Origin of the sequence: Burkholderia sp. BCC0322, assembly GCF_902833045.1 — a bacterium.
Classification (GTDB): Bacteria; Pseudomonadota; Gammaproteobacteria; order Burkholderiales; family Burkholderiaceae; genus Burkholderia.
Genome location: NZ_CADFDU010000003.1, coordinates 37,494 through 55,649 on the forward strand (window position 1 = coordinate 37,494; position 18,156 = coordinate 55,649).

Annotated in this window: 12 protein-coding genes; 10 read left to right on the forward strand and 2 right to left on the reverse strand. The window is 66.8% G+C overall.

Annotation, left to right across the window (positions count from 1 at the left end; genetic code table 11):
• The first annotated feature begins 11 nt into the window (after positions 1–11).
• The 4 genes from HWX39_RS10550 (at position 12) to HWX39_RS10565 (ending at position 4,965) form a co-directional block, all read left to right on the forward strand.
• Positions 12–380, forward strand: coding sequence for a DUF2946 domain-containing protein (locus HWX39_RS10550; protein ID WP_175967751.1), 369 nt, complete (start codon positions 12–14; stop codon positions 378–380).
• Between the two features lie 82 nt (positions 381–462).
• Entirely contained in the window at positions 463–2,595 is a 2,133-nt protein-coding gene (locus HWX39_RS10555; RefSeq protein WP_175967753.1) for a TonB-dependent copper receptor, read from the forward strand.
• Between the two features lie 228 nt (positions 2,596–2,823).
• Positions 2,824–3,918: a triacylglycerol lipase gene (locus tag HWX39_RS10560; protein WP_175967755.1), complete on the forward strand. Its 1,095-nt coding sequence runs from the start codon at positions 2,824–2,826 to the stop codon at positions 3,916–3,918.
• A 3-nt stretch (positions 3,919–3,921) separates the two neighbouring features.
• Positions 3,922–4,965 (forward strand): lipase secretion chaperone, encoded by a 1,044-nt coding sequence (locus HWX39_RS10565; protein ID WP_175967757.1) that lies wholly within the window; start codon positions 3,922–3,924, stop codon positions 4,963–4,965.
• Between the two features lie 36 nt (positions 4,966–5,001).
• Here HWX39_RS10565 and HWX39_RS10570 read toward each other — a convergent pair whose 3' ends face one another.
• Positions 5,002–6,525: a PLP-dependent aminotransferase family protein gene (locus HWX39_RS10570; RefSeq protein WP_175967759.1), complete on the reverse strand. Its 1,524-nt coding sequence runs from the start codon at positions 6,523–6,525 to the stop codon at positions 5,002–5,004.
• Positions 6,526–6,633: 108 nt separating this feature from the next.
• On the opposite strand from HWX39_RS10570, the gene HWX39_RS10575 reads away from it, so the two are divergent.
• From HWX39_RS10575 to HWX39_RS10595, 5 genes are all read left to right on the forward strand, one after another.
• A complete protein-coding gene (locus HWX39_RS10575) occupies positions 6,634–7,740 on the forward strand; it encodes an ABC transporter ATP-binding protein (RefSeq protein WP_175967762.1) in 1,107 nt (368 codons plus the stop codon).
• Positions 7,741–7,817: 77 nt separating this feature from the next.
• Positions 7,818–8,864, forward strand: coding sequence for an ABC transporter substrate-binding protein (locus tag HWX39_RS10580; RefSeq protein ID WP_175967764.1), 1,047 nt, complete (start codon positions 7,818–7,820; stop codon positions 8,862–8,864).
• Between the two features lie 102 nt (positions 8,865–8,966).
• On the forward strand, positions 8,967–10,223 hold the full coding sequence (locus HWX39_RS10585; RefSeq protein ID WP_175968507.1) for an ABC transporter permease: 1,257 nt from the start codon (positions 8,967–8,969) through the stop codon (positions 10,221–10,223).
• A gap of 37 nt (positions 10,224–10,260) precedes the next feature.
• The gene (locus HWX39_RS10590; RefSeq protein WP_047901362.1) at positions 10,261–11,097 is read left to right on the forward strand and encodes an ABC transporter permease; all 837 of its coding nucleotides are present in this window, start codon (positions 10,261–10,263) and stop codon (positions 11,095–11,097) included.
• A gap of 207 nt (positions 11,098–11,304) precedes the next feature.
• Positions 11,305–12,723, forward strand: coding sequence for an MFS transporter (locus HWX39_RS10595; RefSeq protein ID WP_175967766.1), 1,419 nt, complete (start codon positions 11,305–11,307; stop codon positions 12,721–12,723).
• Positions 12,724–12,831: 108 nt separating this feature from the next.
• Here the strand turns inward: HWX39_RS10595 and HWX39_RS10600 are convergent, their stop codons facing one another.
• Positions 12,832–14,565, reverse strand: coding sequence for a S53 family peptidase (locus HWX39_RS10600; protein ID WP_175967768.1), 1,734 nt, complete (start codon positions 14,563–14,565; stop codon positions 12,832–12,834).
• 1,092 nt (positions 14,566–15,657) lie between these two features.
• On the opposite strand from HWX39_RS10600, the gene vgrG reads away from it, so the two are divergent.
• The gene (gene vgrG, locus HWX39_RS10610) at positions 15,658–18,153 is read left to right on the forward strand and encodes a type VI secretion system Vgr family protein (RefSeq protein WP_244134962.1); all 2,496 of its coding nucleotides are present in this window, start codon (positions 15,658–15,660) and stop codon (positions 18,151–18,153) included.
• Positions 18,154–18,156: the final 3 nt, after the last annotated feature.

Consider the following 18,156-nt stretch of genomic DNA (forward strand, 5'->3'; position numbering starts at 1 on the left):
CGTTGCCGAGCATGCTGCACCGACATCGTCACCTGACCGCCTGGCTTGGCGTGCTCGCGATCTGGTTCGCGATCGCGGCGCCGCTGGTGTCGCAGTGGCGCGTCGCGCAGGCAGCCACGCCTGACGCGATCGTCTGCAGTACGGAGCATGGCGCGCATCCGTCGCCCGATGCGGGCCGCATGCACGATCATGCGCTGCATCTCGATGCGTGCGGCTACTGCGGTTTCTTCGCGCACAGTCCCGCGATCGGCGGGCCTGCCGCCGCGGCACTCGTTTCCGTTCCCGTCGTTTCCGTTTCCGCCGTCGCGCCGCCCGCCGTCGCGGCGCGCGCCGACCGCTATCCGCGCGCGTACCCGCGCGCCCCGCCCGAGCGCGCCTGACGCGCTGTTTCCGTTCTTTTCACCGCCGATATCCGTGCGGCCCGTCGAGGCCGCGTGGAGGGCGTCACTCGGGCTTTCGATCATGACCATTTTCCAGTTGCGTGCGCCGCGGGCGTCACGCAATGCCTGTGTGCGGCACATGCCGCGCGTGCTGAAACTCACCGTTCCCGCGCTCGCTGTCGGCGCATTGGCCGCGAGCGCCGCGGCCGCCGAAACGGCGCGCACACCCGGCGCGCCGACCGATGATACGGCCGCTCCGCTGCCGGCCATCGAAGTCGTCGCATCGCCGCTGTCGACGCCGCTCGTCGTCGTCACGGATCCGAAGACCCCGCGCCAGCCGCTGCCCGCCAGCGACGGCGCGGATTACCTGAAAACCATCCCCGGTTTCACGTCGATCCGCAGCGGTGGCACCAACGGCGACCTCGTGCTGCGCGGGATGTTCGGCTCGCGGCTGAACATCCTGGCGAACGGGATGTCGACGCTCGGCGCATGTCCGGGCCGGATGGATGCGCCGACGTCGTACATCGCACCGGAAAGCTATGACAAGGTCACCGTCGTGAAGGGCCCGCAGACCGTGCTGTACGGTCCCGGCGCGTCGGCCGGCACCGTGATGTTCGAGCGCGTGACGCCGCGCTTCGACAAGCCCGGCATGCGCTTCGCGGGCAGCCTGGTCGGCGGGTCGTTCGGCCGCAACGACCAGAACATCGACGTGACGGCCGGCACGCCGGACGTCTATGGCCGAGTGACCGCGAACCACGCACATTCGCAAGACTACAAGGACGGCAACGGCAACACCGTGCCGTCGCAGTGGGACAAGTGGAACGCCGATGCGGCGCTCGGCTGGACGCCGGACGACCACACACGCGTCGAACTGACCGCCGGCACCGGCGACGGCTATGCGCGCTACGCGGGGCGCGGGATGGACGGCGCGCATTTCCGCCGGGAAACGTTCGGCCTGTCGTTCGACAAGCAGCATCTCGGCGACGTGCTCGACCGGATCGAGGCACGTGTGTACTACAACGAAGCCGATCACGTGATGGACAACTACACGTTACGGCAACCGGACCCGACCAGCAGCATGCCGATGCGGATGGCGTCGGAAGTGCGGCGTCGCACGTTCGGCGCGCGCGCGGCCGCGACGTTTCGTTTTGCCGACGACTTCAAGCTCGTGACGGGTGTCGACGCGCAATCGAACCGGCTCGACTCGCGTTCGGCGATGGGACGGCAGAACTACGGCGACAAGCCGTGGGGCGCGCAGGCGACGATGTGGAACGCGGGCGTGTTCGGTGAACTGACGTGGTACGCAAGCGAAGTGTCGCGCGTGATCGGCGGCGCGCGCATCGACTATGCGAGCGCGCGCGACAAGCGCGCGACGACGAGCGGCATGATGATGAGCAAGCCGAATCCGACCTTCGACGACGATCGCACGCGCGTGTTGCCGAGCGGCTTCATCCGCTACGAGCGCGACCTCGCGTCGCTGCCCGTCACGTGGTACGCGGGCGTCGGCCATACGGAGCGCTATCCCGACTACTGGGAGCTGTTTTCCGCGAAGCGCGGGCCGGCCGGCTCGATCAACGCGTTCTCGGCGGTGCAGCCGGAGAAGACCACGCAGCTCGACATCGGCGCGCAATACAAGAGCGACCGGCTCGATGCATGGGTGTCGGCGTACGCGGGCTACGTGCAGGACTTCATCCTGTTCAACTACGCGGCCGGCATGATGGGCCCGACCACGCAGGCAACCAACGTCAACGCGCAGATCATGGGCGGCGAAGCGGGCGTGTCGTGGAAACCGGTTTCGCCGCTGCGCGTCGAGACGTCGCTCGCGTATGCGTGGGGGCGCAACGTCGCAACCGGCGATCCGTTGCCGCAGATACCGCCGCTCGAGGCGCGCATCGGGCTCGAATACACGCGTGGTGCGTGGTCGGCAGGGGGGCTGTGGCGCATCGTTGCGCCGCAGCATTGCTATGCCCTGAACGAGGGCAACGTGGTCGGCAAGGACTTCGGCCCGAGCGCCGGATTCGGTGTGCTCTCGCTGCATACGCAATACAACATCAGCAAGACCGTGCAGATCTCGGTCGGCGTCGACAACGTGCTGAACAAGGCCTACACCGAGCACCTGAACCTCGCCGGCAACGCGGGCTTCGGCTATCCGGCGAACTCGCCGGTGATGGAACCGGGCCGGACCGCATGGGTGCGCGTGAGCGCGAAGCTGTAACGCATCGCACGTGTGCGTTGCAGCATGCGTGCCCATGAATGCGGCCCCGCCTGAACGGGCGGGGCGCGTCAACCGATTAGAGAACCGTGTCTAGTCAGGGCGCAAACGTTGGCGACTCGTGATTCACTCCCGCATTCGATGCACACGGTGGTCGCGACGTTTGCGACGCATAGTGCGTGTCGATCCGGCTTCATTCGCACCGGCAGCACAATAATCAGGAGAACATGCATGGCCAATACGATGCGTTCCAGGGTGGTGGCAGGGGCAGTGGCATGCGCGATGAGCATCGCGCCGTTCGCGGGGACGACCGCAGTGATGACGCTCGCGACGACGCACGCGGCAATGGCGGCGACCGCGCCCGCCGACGGCTACGCGGCCACGCGTTATCCGATCATCCTCGTGCACGGGCTCTCGGGTACCGACAAGTACGCCGGCGTGCTCGATTATTGGTATGGCATCCAGGAAGACCTGCAACAGAACGGCGCGACCGTCTACGTCGCGAACTTGTCTGGATTCCAGAGCGACGACGGCCCGAACGGGCGCGGCGAACAGTTGCTCGCTTACGTGAAGACGGTGCTCGCGGCGACGGGCGCAACCAAGGTCAATCTCGTTGGCCACAGCCAGGGCGGCCTCACATCGCGCTACGTCGCGGCCGTCGCACCCGATCTCGTCGCATCGGTGACGACGATCGGCACGCCGCATCGCGGCTCCGAGTTCGCCGACTTCGTGCAGAACGTGCTTGCGTACGATCCGACCGGGCTTTCATCATCGGTGATCGCCGCGTTCGTCAATGTGTTCGGCATCCTGACGAGCAGCAGCCACAACACGAACCAGGACGCGCTCGCCGCGCTGCAGACGCTGACCACCGCACGGGCCGCCACGTACAACCAGAACTACCCCAGTGCGGGCCTGGGTGCGCCGGGCAGTTGCCAGACCGGCGCGCCGACGGAAACCGTCGGCGGCAACACGCATCTGCTGTACTCGTGGGCCGGCACGGCGATCCAGCCGACGCTTTCGCTGCTGGGCGTCACGGGAGCGACCGACACGAGCGTCCTTCCTGTCGTCGATCCGGCGAACGCGCTCGACGCGTCGACGCTCGCGCTGTTAGGCACGGGCACGGTGATGATCAACCGCGGCTCCGGGCAAAACGACGGGCTCGTGTCGAAGTGCAGTGCGCTGTACGGCAAGGTGCTGAGCACGAGCTACAAGTGGAACCACCTCGACGAGATCAACCAGCTGCTCGGCGTGCGCGGCGCGTATGCGGAAGATCCGGTCGCGGTGATCCGCACGCATGCGAACCGGCTGAAGCTGGCGGGCGTGTAATCGATGACGGCACGTGAGGGACGCGCGCCGCTGGCGCGGCGCGCCATGGTCTATGGTGCCGTGGGGCTGGCGGCGATTGCCGGCGTGGCGATGTGGAGCGGCGCGGGCTGGCATCGCGGGACGGGCGCTGCCGGCGATGCGCCGGATGCGCCGGATGCGCCGGCGGCAGGCGGACTGGCTGCCGCGCCGCCGCAGGCCGCCGTGCCGGCAAGCGCGGGTCTGCCGCCGTCACTCGCCGGTTCCAGCGCGCCCCGGTTGCCGCTCGATGCCGGCGGCCATCTCGCGAAGTCGCGCGCGGTGCGCGATTTCTTCGACTACTGCCTGACCGCGCAGAGCGACCTGAGCGCGGCCGCGCTCGATGCGTTCGTCGTGCGCGAGATCGCCGCGCAACTCGACGGCACGGTTGCGCAGGCCGAGGCGCTCGACGTATGGCACCGCTATCGCGCGTATCGCGACGCACTTGCGAAGCTGCGCGATGCCGGCGCAGTCGACAAATCCGACCTGGGCGCGCTGCAGCTCGCGCTCGACCAGCGCGCGTCGATCGCCTACCGCACGCTCGGCGAGTGGGCCCAGCCGTTCTTCGGGGCGGAGCAGTGGCGGCAGCGCTACGACCTCGCGCGGCTGAAGATCACGCAGGATTCCACGCTGACGGATGCGCAGAAGGCCGAGCGGCTCGCGGCGCTCGAACAGCAGATGCCGGCCGACGAACGCGCCGCGCAGCAGCGCATCGACCGGCAGCGTGCGGCGATCGACCAGATCGCGCAAATGCAGAAGAGTGGGGCGGCGCCCGACGCGATGCGCGCGCAACTGACCCAGACGCTCGGCCCGGAAGCCGCCGCACGCGTCGCGCAGATGCAGCAGGACGACGCATCGTGGCAGAGCCGCTACGCGGACTATGCCGCGCAACGTGCGCAGATCGAGTCGGCGGGTCTGTCTCCGCAGGATCGCGACGCGCAGATCGCCGCGCTGCGGCAGCGCATGTTCACGAAGCCCGGCGAAGCCGTGCGCGCGGCATCGCTCGATCGCGGGGCGGGCGTCGCGCGCTAATGCGGCAGGCGCGGGCGGCGCGGCGAATGAGCGCCGCTATGCCGCGCGCGTGAGGTCCTGCGGCAGGTGTTGCTCGATGGTATTCGCGAGCGTGTCGAACGCGGGCCCGATGCCTTCGTGCGCGACGCACGCATAGCCGAGCAGCAGGCCGCGCCGCGCGGTGTCGAGGCTGCTGTAGTAGCTGGTGAGCGGGCGCACGATCACGCCGGCATCGAACGCGCTCTGCGTGACCGCGCGATCGTCGCAGGCGTCGGGCAGGCCGAGCACGAGATGCAGGCCGGCCTCGTCGCCCATCACGGGCAGCGCATCGCCGAAGCGCGCGCGGATCGCGTCGATCATCAGTTGCCGGCGCTCGCCGTACAGCGTGCGCATGCGCCTGACGTGCGAAGTCAGGTGGCCGTCCATGATGAATTCGGCGAGCACGGCCTGCTGCATCAGCTGGCCCTCGCGATACAGCTCCGATAACCCGGTGCGGAACGTGTCGACCAGATGCTCGGGCACGACCATGTAGCCCATCCGCAGCCCCGGGAACAGCATCTTGCCGAGGCTGCCGACGTAGATCACGCGGCCGCCGTCGTCGAGCCCCTGCAGCGATGCGAGCGGGCGGCTGCCGTAGCGGAACTCGCTGTCGTAGTCGTCCTCGATGATCCAGCAGCGGTGCCGGCGCGCGTATTCGAGCAGCATCCGGCGTCGTGCGAGGCTCATCACCATGCCGAGCGGGTACTGATGCGACGGCGTGACGAGCACGAGCCGCGGCGGATGCTGCATGTCGCTGGCACGCGGGTCGAGCCCTTCCTGGTCGACCGGCACCGGCGTCAGCGTGAGACCTGCCGCCTGCAATACGCTGCGCACGCCCCAGTAGCACGGCTCCTCGACCCATGCGCGATCGCCGATGTCGGACAGCAGCCGCACCGCGAGGTCGATCGACTGGTGGATGCCCGTCGTGATGATGAGTTGGTCCGGCGAGCATTTGACTGAGCGCGCGACGCGCAGGTAATCGGCGAGCGCGCGCCGCAACGGCCGGTAGCCGCCGCCCGGCGCGTAGGTCAGCAGCTCGGGGTTCGCTTCCTTCCACAGCCGCGCCTGCAGGCGGCTCCACGTCCGGCTCGGGAATTCCGACACGTCCGGCACGCCCGGCATGAACGCGCCCCACTGGCGCCGCGACACGCCCGCGTGCTCGATCAGTTGCCGGCCGCGCATCGACAGGCCGCCCTGCGCGTCCGGCAGCGGCGGTTCATCGGCGCACGACGGCGGCGGCGCGGCGCCCGGCACGTGGATCGCCGCGGCGTCCGGCCGCGTGTCGGCCACATAGGTGCCGCTGCCGGTGGTCGTCAGCACGTAGCCTTCGGCCGTCAGCTGGTCGTACACGTGCAGCACGGTATTGCGCGCGATCGACAGGTCGGCCGCGAGCGTGCGTGAACTCGGCAGCTTGGTGCCTGGCCCCAATTCCCCGGTCAGGATGGCCTGCTGCATCAACTGCAGCAACTGCCGGTACATCGGCTCGGGTGAGCTACGGTCTAGGCGGCCGGAGAGCCAGTCGGCGACGATCACGGTGTCCAAAGTGGTCCCATGCGGAATATTGAAATGGTTCCCTATTGTAGAACCGTGCGCGCCGTATAGTGGCTCGCATCTCAAAATCAATTGTCGCGAAGCAAGGGGACAGCCACGATGAAGTCCGATGATGTGATCGTCAGCTTTCGCGGCGTGCGGAAGACCTACGACGGCGAGACGCTGGTCGTCAAATCGCTCGACCTCGATATCCGCCGCGGGGAATTCCTGACGCTGCTCGGGCCGTCGGGCTCCGGCAAGACCACCTGCCTGATGATGCTGGCCGGCTTCGAATTCCCGACCGGCGGCGAGATCCGCCTCGACGGCGAGCTGCTGAACACCGTGCCGCCGCACAAGCGCAACATCGGCATGGTGTTCCAGAACTACGCGCTGTTTCCGCACCTGACGGTCGAGCAGAACGTCGCGTATCCGCTGACCGTGCGCAAGCTTCCGGCGGCCGAGCGCGCGGAACGCGTCGCGCATGCGCTGAAGATGGTGCAGATGGAGCGCTTCGCGAAACGCTATCCGGCGCAGCTGTCGGGCGGCCAGCAGCAGCGCATCGCGCTGGCGCGCGCGCTCGTGTTCGAGCCGAAGCTGGTGCTGATGGACGAGCCGCTCGGCGCGCTCGACAAGCAACTGCGCGAACACATGCAGTACGAACTGAAGGCGCTGCACGAAAAGCTCGGCGTGACCTTCGTGTACGTGACGCACGACCAGGGCGAGGCGTTGACGATGTCCGATCGTGTCGCCGTGTTCGACAAGGGCATCGTGCAGCAGCTCGACACCGTCGACCGCCTGTACGAATCGCCATGCAATGAATTTGTCGCGAACTTCATCGGCGACAGCAACCGGCTGCGCGGCACCATCGCGCGCGTCGACGGCGAATTCTGCGAATTCCGGCTCGACGACGGCACGAAGCTCGTCGGCCGCCGCATCGGCGATGCGGCCGAGGGTGCGCCGGCCGTCGCGTGCATCCGACCCGAACGCATGAGCCTCGCCGCGCACGGCGCGAACGGGCACGCGAACGGCTCGGCCACCAACCAGTTGAGCGGCGAGGCGCGCAGTCTCATCTATTTCGGCGACCACGTGCGCATGCGCTGCGCGCTGCCCGGCCAGGACGAATGTTTCGTGAAGGTGCCGCTCGGCACCGGCGCGCTCGATGCGTTCTCGCCCGGCGCACCGGTCGCGCTCGCGTTTGCGCCCGAACACCTGCGCGTGTTCGCTTGAGCAGGATTTCCCCGATTTCCCGCAGCACGTCGTCAACAACAACTGCCCACTTCCACCACGAGAGGAGAGGAACCATCATGAACCGAGCACGCATTACCGCACGGCGCACCGCGCTGGCACTGGCGCTCGCCGTCGTCGGCGCATCGGCATCGGCTGCCGAACTCACGGTCGTCAATTTCGGCGGCGCGAACGGCGACGCGCAGAAGGCCGCGTTCAACCAGCCGTTCGAGAAGGCAACCGGCAACAAGGTCACGGCCGTCGAATACAACGGCGAGCAGGCGAAAGTGAAGGCGATGGTCGAGGCGAAGCACGTCAACTGGGACGTGGTCGAAGTCGAGTCGGGCGACCTGAACCGCGGCTGTGACGAAGGGCTGTACGAGAAGCTCGACTGGTCGAAGATCGCCAAGAAGTCCGACCTGATTCCGGAATCGCCGCAGGTTTGCGGCGTCGGCTTCTTCGTGTGGTCGACGGCACTGTCGTACAACGCGGACAAGCTGAAGTCGGCACCGACCGGCTGGGCCGATTTCTGGAACGTGAAGAAATTCCCCGGCAAGCGCGGCATGCGCAAGGGCGCGCGCTATAACCTCGAATTCGCGCTGATGGCCGACGGCGTCGCACCGAAGGACGTCTACAAGGTGCTCGGCACGAAGGCCGGCCAGGACCGCGCGTTCAAGAAGCTCGACGAGCTGAAGCCGAACATCCAGTGGTGGGAAGCGGGCGCACAGCCGCCGCAGTTCCTCGTCGCCGGCGACGTCGTGATGTCGACCGCGTACAACGGCCGCATCGACGCCGCGCAGAAGGAAGGCAAGAACCTGAAGGTCGTGTGGAACGGCAGCATCTACGACCTCGACTACTGGGCGATTCCGAAGGGCTCGCCGAACAAGGTGCTGGCCGAGCAGTACATCGCGTACTCGCTGACGCCGAAGCCGCAGCAGGCGTATGCGCAGCACATCGCGTACGGCCCCACGAACATCGCGGCGATCAAGTCGCTCGACGCGAAGACGCTCGCGAACCTGCCGAACTCGCCGGCCAACGGCAAGAACGCGGTGCTGGAGGACATCGGCTTCTGGACCGACCACAGCGACGAGCTCGAGCAGCGCTTCGCCGCGTGGGCGACGAAGTAACCGCCGTCCAGGTGTCCTGATGCAACCGGCCGCGCGACGCGTCGATCGTGTCGCGCGGCATTCCGCCGGAACGTGCCCGGCCGGAGAGAACCGTTGAATACGATGACGATCGCGCCTTCCTCGCCGTCGAACGCCGCGCTCAAGCGCGAGCTGAAGGCCGCCGAGGCCCGCAAGCGCACGATGGCACTGCTGCTGGTCGCGCCGCTCGCAATTTTCCTGCTGCTGATTTTCGTCGTGCCGATCGGCACGCTGCTTACGCGCGCGGTGCAGAACCCGGAGATCGCGACCGCGCTGCCCAAGACGGTCGCCGCGCTGTCGGGCTGGGACCGCAAGGCGCCGCCGGCCGACGCCGCGTATGTCGCGCTTGCGGCCGACATGACGAAGGTGGCGGACAGCGAGGCGATGGGGGCGCTCGCGCGGCGCCTGAACACCGAGATTCCCGGTTATCGCTCGCTCGTCGCGAAGACGGCGCGCGCGATGCCGCTGAAGGGCGACAACGACGCGGCACTGACACCCGCGCAGACGCGCGAAAAAATCGTCGAACTCGATGCGCGCTGGGGCGACGTCGCTTACTGGCAGTCGATCGCGAAGAACGGCAGCCAGGTGTCGCCGTTCTACCTGCTCGCCGCGCTCGACCACAAGCAGGACGGCTTCGGCCACATCGTGCAGGCCGATCCCGACCAGTCGATCTATCTCGCGATCTTCGGCCGCACGTTCGTGATCGGCGTCGCCGTCACGCTGTTCGCGCTGCTGCTCGGCTATCCGCTCGCGTACTGGATCTCGACGCTGTCGGAGCGTCGCTCGAACCTCGTGATGATCCTCGTGCTGATTCCGTTCTGGACGTCGGTGCTCGTGCGCGTCGCCGCGTGGATCGTGCTGCTGCAGAGCGAAGGGCTCATCAACACCGCGCTGGTCGGCAGCGGGCTGATCTCGCATCCGCTGACGCTGCTGTTCAACCGCGTCGGCGTGTACATCTCGATGACGCACATCCTGCTGCCGTTCATGATCCTACCGCTCTACAGCGTGATGAAGTCGATCCCGCCGACCTACCAGCGCGCGGCCGTGTCGCTCGGCAGCCATCCGTTCGCCGCGTTCTGGCGCGTGTACGTGCCGCAGACCTATCCGGGCGTCGGCGCGGGCGCACTGCTCGTGTTCATTCTCGCGATCGGCTACTACATCACGCCCGCGCTGCTCGGCGGGCCGAACGACCAGATGGTCAGCTACTACGTCGCGTACTTCACGAACGTGACGATCAACTGGGGCATGGCGTGCGCGCTCGGCGGGTTGCTGCTCGCGGCGACGCTCGTGCTGTACGCGGTGTACGGGCGCTTCACGCGCACCAACGTGAGCCTCGGTTGAGCGCCGCGCACTACGAAACGGGAAGGGGATTCGGACCATGAAACTCGCCAGGCCGCTGTTCGCGCCGCACATGTCGTTCGTCGAGCGCGCGTGGTACGTCGCGCTGCGCGTGCTCGTCGTGCTGACACTGCTGTACCTGATCCTGCCGGTGCTCGCGATCGTGCCGCTGTCGTTTTCGTCGAGCACGTTCCTCGTCTATCCGATTCCGGGCTTCTCGATGCGCTGGTACGAGAACCTGATTGCATCGGACGAGTGGCGGATGGCCGCGAAGAACAGCTTCATCGTCGCACCGTCGGCGACCGTCGTCGCGACGGTGCTCGGCACGCTCGCCGCGATCGGTCTCACGAAGGCCGACTTTCGCGGCAAGGGGCTGCTGATGGCCGTGCTGCTGTCGCCGATGATCGTGCCGGTCGTCGTGGTCGGCGTCGGCATGTACCTGTTCTTCGCGCCGCTGGGGCTCGCGAACACCTACACGGGGCTGATCGCCGCGCACGCGGCACTCGGCGTGCCGTTCGTCGTGACGACGGTTGCCGCGACACTGCAGGGCTTCAACCAGAACCTCGTGCGCGCGAGCCTGTCGCTCGGAGCGAATCCGGTGTCGACGTTCTTCCGCGTGACGCTGCCGGTGATCGCGCCGGGCGTGATGTCGGGCGCGCTGTTCGCGTTCGCGACGTCGTTCGACGAAGTGGTCGTCACGCTGTTCCTCGCGGGCGCGGACCAGACGACGCTGCCGCGCCAGATGTTCACGGGGATCCGCGAGAACATCAGCCCGACGATCGCCGCGCTCGCGACGATCCTGATCATCTTCTCGACGAGCCTGCTGCTTGCGCTCGAATGGCTGCGCGGCCGCAATGCGCGGCGCGCGGTGACCTGACGCAGCGAGCCTGCCTGCCGCACACCCTGCGCGGCACCGCATTCGCTTTCATTTTCCTGACCGACGAGGCGCCCGCCTGCACGTTCGATGCGGCTCTGCAACAATACGGGGCGAGGCGGTGCGCGTTCCGTGCGGTGCGACCGGAACGCCGCCGCGAGTCCAATCCGCGACGCGGCGCAACGCGTTGCTCGTCAGCCGAGCCTCATCTTGTCCGAATTCGCTTCCCCCGCCGGCGCGCATGAGCCGGCCGTCAACTGGCGCGCGATGTCCGCCGTGCTCCTGGCCGTCGCGCTTGCGACGCTCGACACAGCGATCGCGAACACCGCGCTGCCTGCGATCGCCGCCGACCTGCATGCGTCGCCGGCCGCGTCCGTGTGGATCATCAATGCGTACCAGCTCGCGATGGTCGCGACGCTGCTGCCGTTCGCATCGCTCGGCGACATCGTCGGCCACAAGCGCGTGTATATCGCCGGGCTCGCGGTGTTCACGCTCGCGTCGCTCGGCTGTTCGCTCGCGTCGACGTTGCCGATGCTGACGGCCGCGCGGATCGTGCAGGGCTTCGGTGCGAGTGCGATCATGAGCGTCAACGTCGCGCTGATCCGCGGCCTGTTCCCCGCGCACCGGCTCGGGCGCGGTGTCGGCTTCAACGCACTCGTGGTCGGGGTGTCGTTCGCGGTGGGGCCGACCATCGCGTCGCTGATCCTGTCGGTCGCCGCATGGCCGTGGCTGTTCGCCGTGAACGTGCCGCTCGGCGTGTTCGCACTGGCCGTGGCGATTCCGTCGCTACCGCAGACGGCGCGCGGCAAGCATGCGTTCGATCCGGTCGCCGCATTGTTCAACGTGATCACGTTCGCGTCGCTGATCTTCGCGCTCGGCGAATTCGCGCAGCGCGGGCCGCTTTCCGTCGTGTTCGCGGCGGCCGCGGTGGCGCTCACATTCGGTTGGCTGCTGATCCGCCGCCAGGCCGGGCACCCGGCGCCGATGCTGCCGGTCGACCTGTTTCGCCGGCCCGTGTTCACACTGTCCGCGCTGACCGCCGTGTGCGCGTTCGCCGCGCAGGGGCTCGCGTTCGTGTCGCTGCCGTTCTATTTCGAAACGGTCCTGCATCGCAACGCGGTCGAGACGGGGTTCCTGATGACGCCGTGGTCGGCGATCGTCGCGCTCGCCGCGCCGATCGCGGGGCGCTTGTCGGATCGATACCCGCCCGGCCTGCTCGGCGCGATCGGGCTTGCGTTGCTGAGCGCGGGCATGGTGTCGCTCGCCGCGCTGCCGGTGTCGCCGAACGTATTCGACATCGGCTGGCGGATGATGCTGTGCGGAGCGGGATTCGGCTTCTTCCAGTCGCCGAACCTGAAGGCGCTGATGTCGAGCGCGCCGCCCGAGCGCAGCGGCGGCGCGAGCGGGATCATCGCGACCGCGCGGCTGATCGGGCAGGCGACGGGCGCGGCGCTCGTCGCACTGTCGTTCGGGATCGCGGGGCGCCACGGGCCGACGCTCGCGTTGATGCTCGGTGCGGGTTTCGCCGGGGCCGCGAGCGTCGCGAGCGGGTTGCGGCTGTTTGCGCCGTCGCATCGGGCCGGCGTGCCGGCCGCATCGGAGCGCGTGAGCGAGCGGGCGGCGGAGTAGGGTTGTGCGCGGTTGCGGCGCAGGCTGACGGCCGGACACAACGATCGCGGGATAGTCACGAACCGGCGCGCAACGAACCACCATCGCGCGCCGGCCTTCACGCTTCGCTTAGAACCCGCCCGACTTGATCAGCTGGTTGAGGTTCGCGATGTTCAGGCTGCCGAAGCCGGTCGTGTAATCCCAGCCGGTGCCTGCGTTGTAGCCATACCCCTGATAGCCGTTGTTCCCCGACACCACGTCGTAGCGTACCAGCGACGGGTTCGACGGAATGTCGGCGTAGAACTTGCCGGCCGGGAAGCCGAGGCCCGTGCCGTTCGCTGCGAGCAGACGCGCCCAGAGGCCCGTGAAGATCGGCGCGGCGAGGCTCGTGCCGCCGATCTGCTGCAACTGGCCGTAGTTGTAGATGTACGCGCCGGTGCTTTGCGCGGCGTCGAACGCGACGTCCGGCAACTGGCGGTTGCTGCCCGACTGCCACGACGGGGCCGGCAGGATCGTGCTGACGCCGCCGCCCGTCGCCCACAGCTTGCCGTTGCCGTCGAGCCCTTCGTTCCACACCGTTTCATTCGAGAACGCGCCCGACGACGTCGTGTAGAGCGTCGTGCCGCCGATCGCGAGCACGTGCGGCGACGAAGCCGGCCACGACACCGTGTAGTTCGAGCCGTCCGGATAGCCGCGGTTGTTGCACTCGTACACGCCTTCGTCGCCCGACGAAACCGAGAACGTCTGGCCTTGCGCCGCGGCGGTCGTGAAGATCTGTTCCTCGGCGTCGAGCGTGCCGTCCGCGCTCGCGTCGGTCTCGCACCAGCCAAGCGACACGTTGATCACTTTCGCGGTGTTGTCCGACACCGCGCGGTTGAACGCCTGCGTGAGGCCCGTGTTGCCGCTCGCGTTGAGATCCGCCATGTAGAACACGAGCTTGCCGACCTGGCCGCCGGCCGAGCCGACGATCGACTGGCTGTCGAGATCCCACTCGCCCTGGCCGTCCTGGTCGTCGGTGTAGTTGCCGCCCGAGCCGTTGGTCTTGATGGTTTGCGTCGAGACCGTGCCGTAGCCGTTGCTCGACGTGAACTGCTTCAGGTCCGTCAGCGTCTGCGATACGCCGCCGATCGTGATGATGCCGACGGTGACCCCGGCCGCGGTCGGCACGCCGGTTGCATTGTACAGGGCCGGGAATTCCTTCGGATAGTGGCCGGTCGCCGTGCCGGCCGCGAGCGCCTGCGGCTTCGACACGTTGCCGATGCGCAGCAGCGGCCGAGCGTGTGCGACGCTCTGCAGCCCGAGCACCGAGCCGACGACGTCGCCGAGCGCGCGCGGCACCTGCGCAGTCGACGTGTTCGCGAAGCCCGAGTGGCCTGCGTATTCGAAGTGCACGAGCGACGTGTTGAATGCGGTCTTCACGGTGCCGGCCGTGCCGCGTGCGGATACCAGCAGCCGGTTCGGCGCGACCTCGATGTTGACGAAACCGCTCTTGCGCAGATAGTCGACGACCGACTTCACTTGCGCGTCGGTCGGCGCGTAGTTGGCGAGGAACTGTTCGTGCGTGAGGTACTGGCGGTAATGCGGGCTGCCCGGCCGGTTCACGTCGCGCGACAGTTGCTTGAGCTGCGCGGCATTGCGCAGCTTCAGGCTGACGACGACGTCAGTCGTTTCGCCGGCCGCGAGTTCGAGCGACGGCGCCGCGCTGCGCGCCATCAACTGCGGGCCGGTCAGAAAGGCCTTCGTATGGGTGTCGACCCAGTCCGTCGCCGCATGCGCCGCAGCGGCGGCGAACACGAGCGGTGCCACGCACGCAAGGCGGCGGGGCGACGGCAGGGGCAGGGCAAACCAGGCGTTCCTTTTCATCGGGAGTCCTTTTTAGGAGAGACGACGTTGCTGGAGCCCTCGATCCTTGTGGGATCGCGAGCGGTGACGAGCGTAGGGCGTCGCTGCCGTTCAGGTAGCTGCCAGTTTCCATAGCTGTCAGTTCTGACATCGGCGTGCGACCGGGTGTGTAGCGCGCGGTGCAGGCGGCAACTGCTCCGTATTGGCGACGGAACCGGTTCGCGACACGATGGCGCGACGACGCGCCGCGCTCGTGCGCACGAGTTGTTCGCCGGAGCGCCGAAACGTGCGCAATGGCGGCGTGGACGATCTCGTATGCGCATGATTCTCGATCGTTCACCGCCGCACGCGGTGTCGCACTATGTGATCAAACGAGGCGAGGCGGCCGTGACGGCATCGCTGATGCACGACAATGGGGCTGGCCGACCGCCGGCGTTTCCCGAAGTGTGGAACAGCTTGCCGCGCAGTCTTGCAGACCGCTTTCGATTGCGAGAACGCCGCCGTGAATTAGAGCAAACGCTCGAATCCGGAAACATGAAGCCGGCGCAGTTTGGAGCGCTTCTCGAAGCGAAAGCGACGTCGAATGGTCGATCTTGTCCGGGGATATGCCCAATGACTTGCTGCAGCGATCGCCGACGCCTGAACGCCGCTGTCGCCGAAACTGGATTGGATAGCCCTGGTATGCATTTCGCTGCGTGCAGAACGGTAGGTTTCCGTATCGAATGTTCGGTCATAAGCCGGCATTCCGGCTTTTCGGAAGATGTGTTCGATTCCGGGCGTTTCGATTGCGCTGTTTCGCCGCACGCAGAACACGCTATCGGATTCCGGCCTGCGACAGTTTTCGGTACACGCGCCCATGGTCTCCGGACGCACCGCACATGTCGCGCGGTTAGAGCCCATGCATCGGCCGCGTGGTGCAAATCGAGCGAATCGGCATTCGGGAAAAACGGAGTCTGCTTCCACTCGACCAGGATTCACTAGTGGATCCGGCTTTAATCCCGCTCATTGCTAATTTCAGATTCGTCCTATAGCAGATTTATCTTTCATCCAGTTAAAGTCGCGCCGAATATTCCGCAAACGTTTTCGGAGAATTAATTGACCGCGAACTTGGCCATGTCCGACGCGACTGCGCGCGCGGGCGTCGACATCCATCAGTTCTATAGTCTGGATATCAAGGGGGCGCCCGCTGCCGCGCTTGCGGACATCTACGAGTTCGATGGCGAGCGCGGGATCGGCGAGCCGACGAAGTACACGATCCGGTTCACCCATCCCCGCCATGATTTGTCACGCAGCGAATTCCTGAACCGAATCGGCGCGTTCGTGATCCAGCCGCCGCCGCGCGACCGATGGAGCCAACCGGAAAGTGCACGTCGCGTGCAAGGTGTGGTGACCGGCTTCGCGCTCAAGGCCACGAACCGCGATCAATCGCTATACGAGATCGTGCTGGAATCGCGGCTGGCGCTGTTGCGCAATGCACCGAAGTGCCGGTTCTTCCTCGACATGAGCATTCCCGAGATCATCGAGCAGATCCTGCGGGAACACGAGTTCAACAAGATTTTCGCGCGCTTCGAATTCAAGCTGTACCGATCCTATCGAAAGCGCAGCTTCGTGATGCAGTGGGGCGAGGACGATCTGGCGTTCATCACGCGACTGTGCCGCCGCTCGGGCATCTGGTTCGTCTGCGAGGAAGGGGAGCGCTGCGAGCGGGTGTGCTTCGGCGACGACTATGCGCACTACCGCCGCGATCCCGAGCACCTGACGGTTGCATACCGGCCACATGGTGGTCTGGAAACCGGGGGCATCGAGTCGGTCAGCGCACTGGAAATGTGCGCGAAGACCATGCCCGCGGCCTATGCGGTGCGCACATTCAACACCGAAGCGGCGGAATCGGCGCCGATCGAGGCGGTCAGCCCGATCCGCGACGATCGCGGCACGTATGGTGAAGCGTATACATGGGGAACGCCGGGCCGGAGCGAGGACGAGGCGAAGGAAGAGGCGCAGTTGCGCCGCGAGGCTGCGCTGGCCGGGCAAGTCGAATATCGCGGCGAGTGCGACATGCTGGACCTCACGCCCGGCTCGGTGCTGAAACTGTCGAACCGGCAATTGCCCGATGCGAAGCACGGGCTGGTCGTGGTGCGGGTGACGTGCGGCGCGAGCCGGAAGAAGGCCTATCACGTCAAGTTCGATGCGATTCCATCCGATCGCCAGTATCGAATGCCGTTGATGGAAGCGACGTGGCCCAGGATCGACGGGGTCATCACCGGGACGATCGCGTCGTCCGGCGGCTGGAAAGACCCGTATCTGGACAGCGAGGGCGAATACATCGTCGATCTCCATCTGGATCGCGACACGCGAGCCCCGGGTCTGCAGAGCTGCCCGATGAGGCTGGCGAAGCCGTTCGCGGGGCCGAACCAGACCGGCTTTCACTTCGGGCTCGTCGAGGGCACGGTGGTCGGCGTGAGCTTTCTGTGGGGCTGCGTGGATTTGCCGTTCATCAGCCACGTGCTGCACACCGCTCAGCACACGGATCCGATCGTCGCGGGCGTGCCTTGGGGCACGCGCAACACGATCCGCACGCGCTCGAACAACACGTTGGAGATGGATGACCGGCAGGGTCGCGAACACATCAAGGTCGCGACCGAGCATGGCAAGTCGCAGCTCAATCTCGGCTATACGGTGGACCGCGACCAGCAACTGCGCGGCGAGGGTTTCGAACTGCGCACCGACGATCGGGGGCATGTGCGCGCGGGTGGCGGTCTGCTGGTGTCGTCGGACAGGCAGGAGAAGGCGACCGGGCAGACGACCGACATGCGGCCGGCGACGAACCAGTTTGCGCTGACGCAGGCGCAGGCCCAGGGGTTGACCGACGCCGCAGCGGTGGCGCAGGCGGAGATCGCGGACCTGAAGGCGGAAAACGTGTGGCTGAAAGACGAACTGGCGAGCTTGAAAGCGGCCGTGATCGCACTGTCCGCACCGAACGGCATTGGCCTGGCGACGCCGGATCGGGTGATGGTGTCGGCAGGCAAGGACGTGAGTATCGGCACGTCGTCGCGGTTCAACGTGAATGCGCTCCGGAACGTCGCGATCGCGGCGGGCGAGGTGCTGTCGCTGTTTGCGCACAAGTTCGGCATCAAGCTCTACGCCGCACGCGGCAAGGTTCGGATCCAGGCGCAGTCCGACGCGATGGAACTGGTGGCGCAGAAGGACATGCGGATCACCAGTGCCGACGGCACCACGACCGTCAATGCCGCGAACGGGGTTGTGCTCGGCGGCGGCGGTACGGCCTACGTCAAGGTGCAGGGCGATAACGTCGAGATTGGCGGGGCCGGCTGCCTGATCCTCAAGATCATCGAAATCCAGAAGGAAGGACCGGGTGCGCTGTCGCTGCCGCTGCCGAAGTTCAACCAGACCGATATCGCGAACGACGAGCGGTTCATTCTCAGCGACGACATCACCGGCCGACCGGTTGCAAACCGACCGTACAAGATTCAGCTCGCCGGCGGACAGATTATCGAGGGCATAACCAACGACAAGGGGGAGACCTCGTTGAGCCGGCAGGATGTTGCACGGGGGCTCAAGTTGCTGCTTCAGAACAATAAGGAAGGCTGATTC

Excerpts from the sequence above, each read along its gene's own strand:
- HWX39_RS10550 (WP_175967751.1), top strand. The coding sequence starts at position 12 with ATGCTGCACCGACATCGTCACCTGACCGCCTGGCTTGGCGTGCTCGCG.
- HWX39_RS10555 (WP_175967753.1), top strand. The coding sequence starts at position 463 with ATGACCATTTTCCAGTTGCGTGCGCCGCGGGCGTCACGCAATGCCTGT.
- HWX39_RS10560 (WP_175967755.1), top strand. The coding sequence starts at position 2,824 with ATGGCCAATACGATGCGTTCCAGGGTGGTGGCAGGGGCAGTGGCATGC.
- HWX39_RS10565 (WP_175967757.1), top strand. The coding sequence starts at position 3,922 with ATGACGGCACGTGAGGGACGCGCGCCGCTGGCGCGGCGCGCCATGGTC.
- HWX39_RS10575 (WP_175967762.1), top strand. The coding sequence starts at position 6,634 with ATGAAGTCCGATGATGTGATCGTCAGCTTTCGCGGCGTGCGGAAGACC.
- HWX39_RS10580 (WP_175967764.1), top strand. The coding sequence starts at position 7,818 with ATGAACCGAGCACGCATTACCGCACGGCGCACCGCGCTGGCACTGGCG.
- HWX39_RS10585 (WP_175968507.1), top strand. The coding sequence starts at position 8,967 with ATGACGATCGCGCCTTCCTCGCCGTCGAACGCCGCGCTCAAGCGCGAG.
- HWX39_RS10590 (WP_047901362.1), top strand. The coding sequence starts at position 10,261 with ATGAAACTCGCCAGGCCGCTGTTCGCGCCGCACATGTCGTTCGTCGAG.
- HWX39_RS10600 (WP_175967768.1), bottom strand. The coding sequence starts at position 14,565 with ATGAAAAGGAACGCCTGGTTTGCCCTGCCCCTGCCGTCGCCCCGCCGC.
- vgrG (WP_244134962.1), top strand. The coding sequence starts at position 15,658 with ATGTCCGACGCGACTGCGCGCGCGGGCGTCGACATCCATCAGTTCTAT.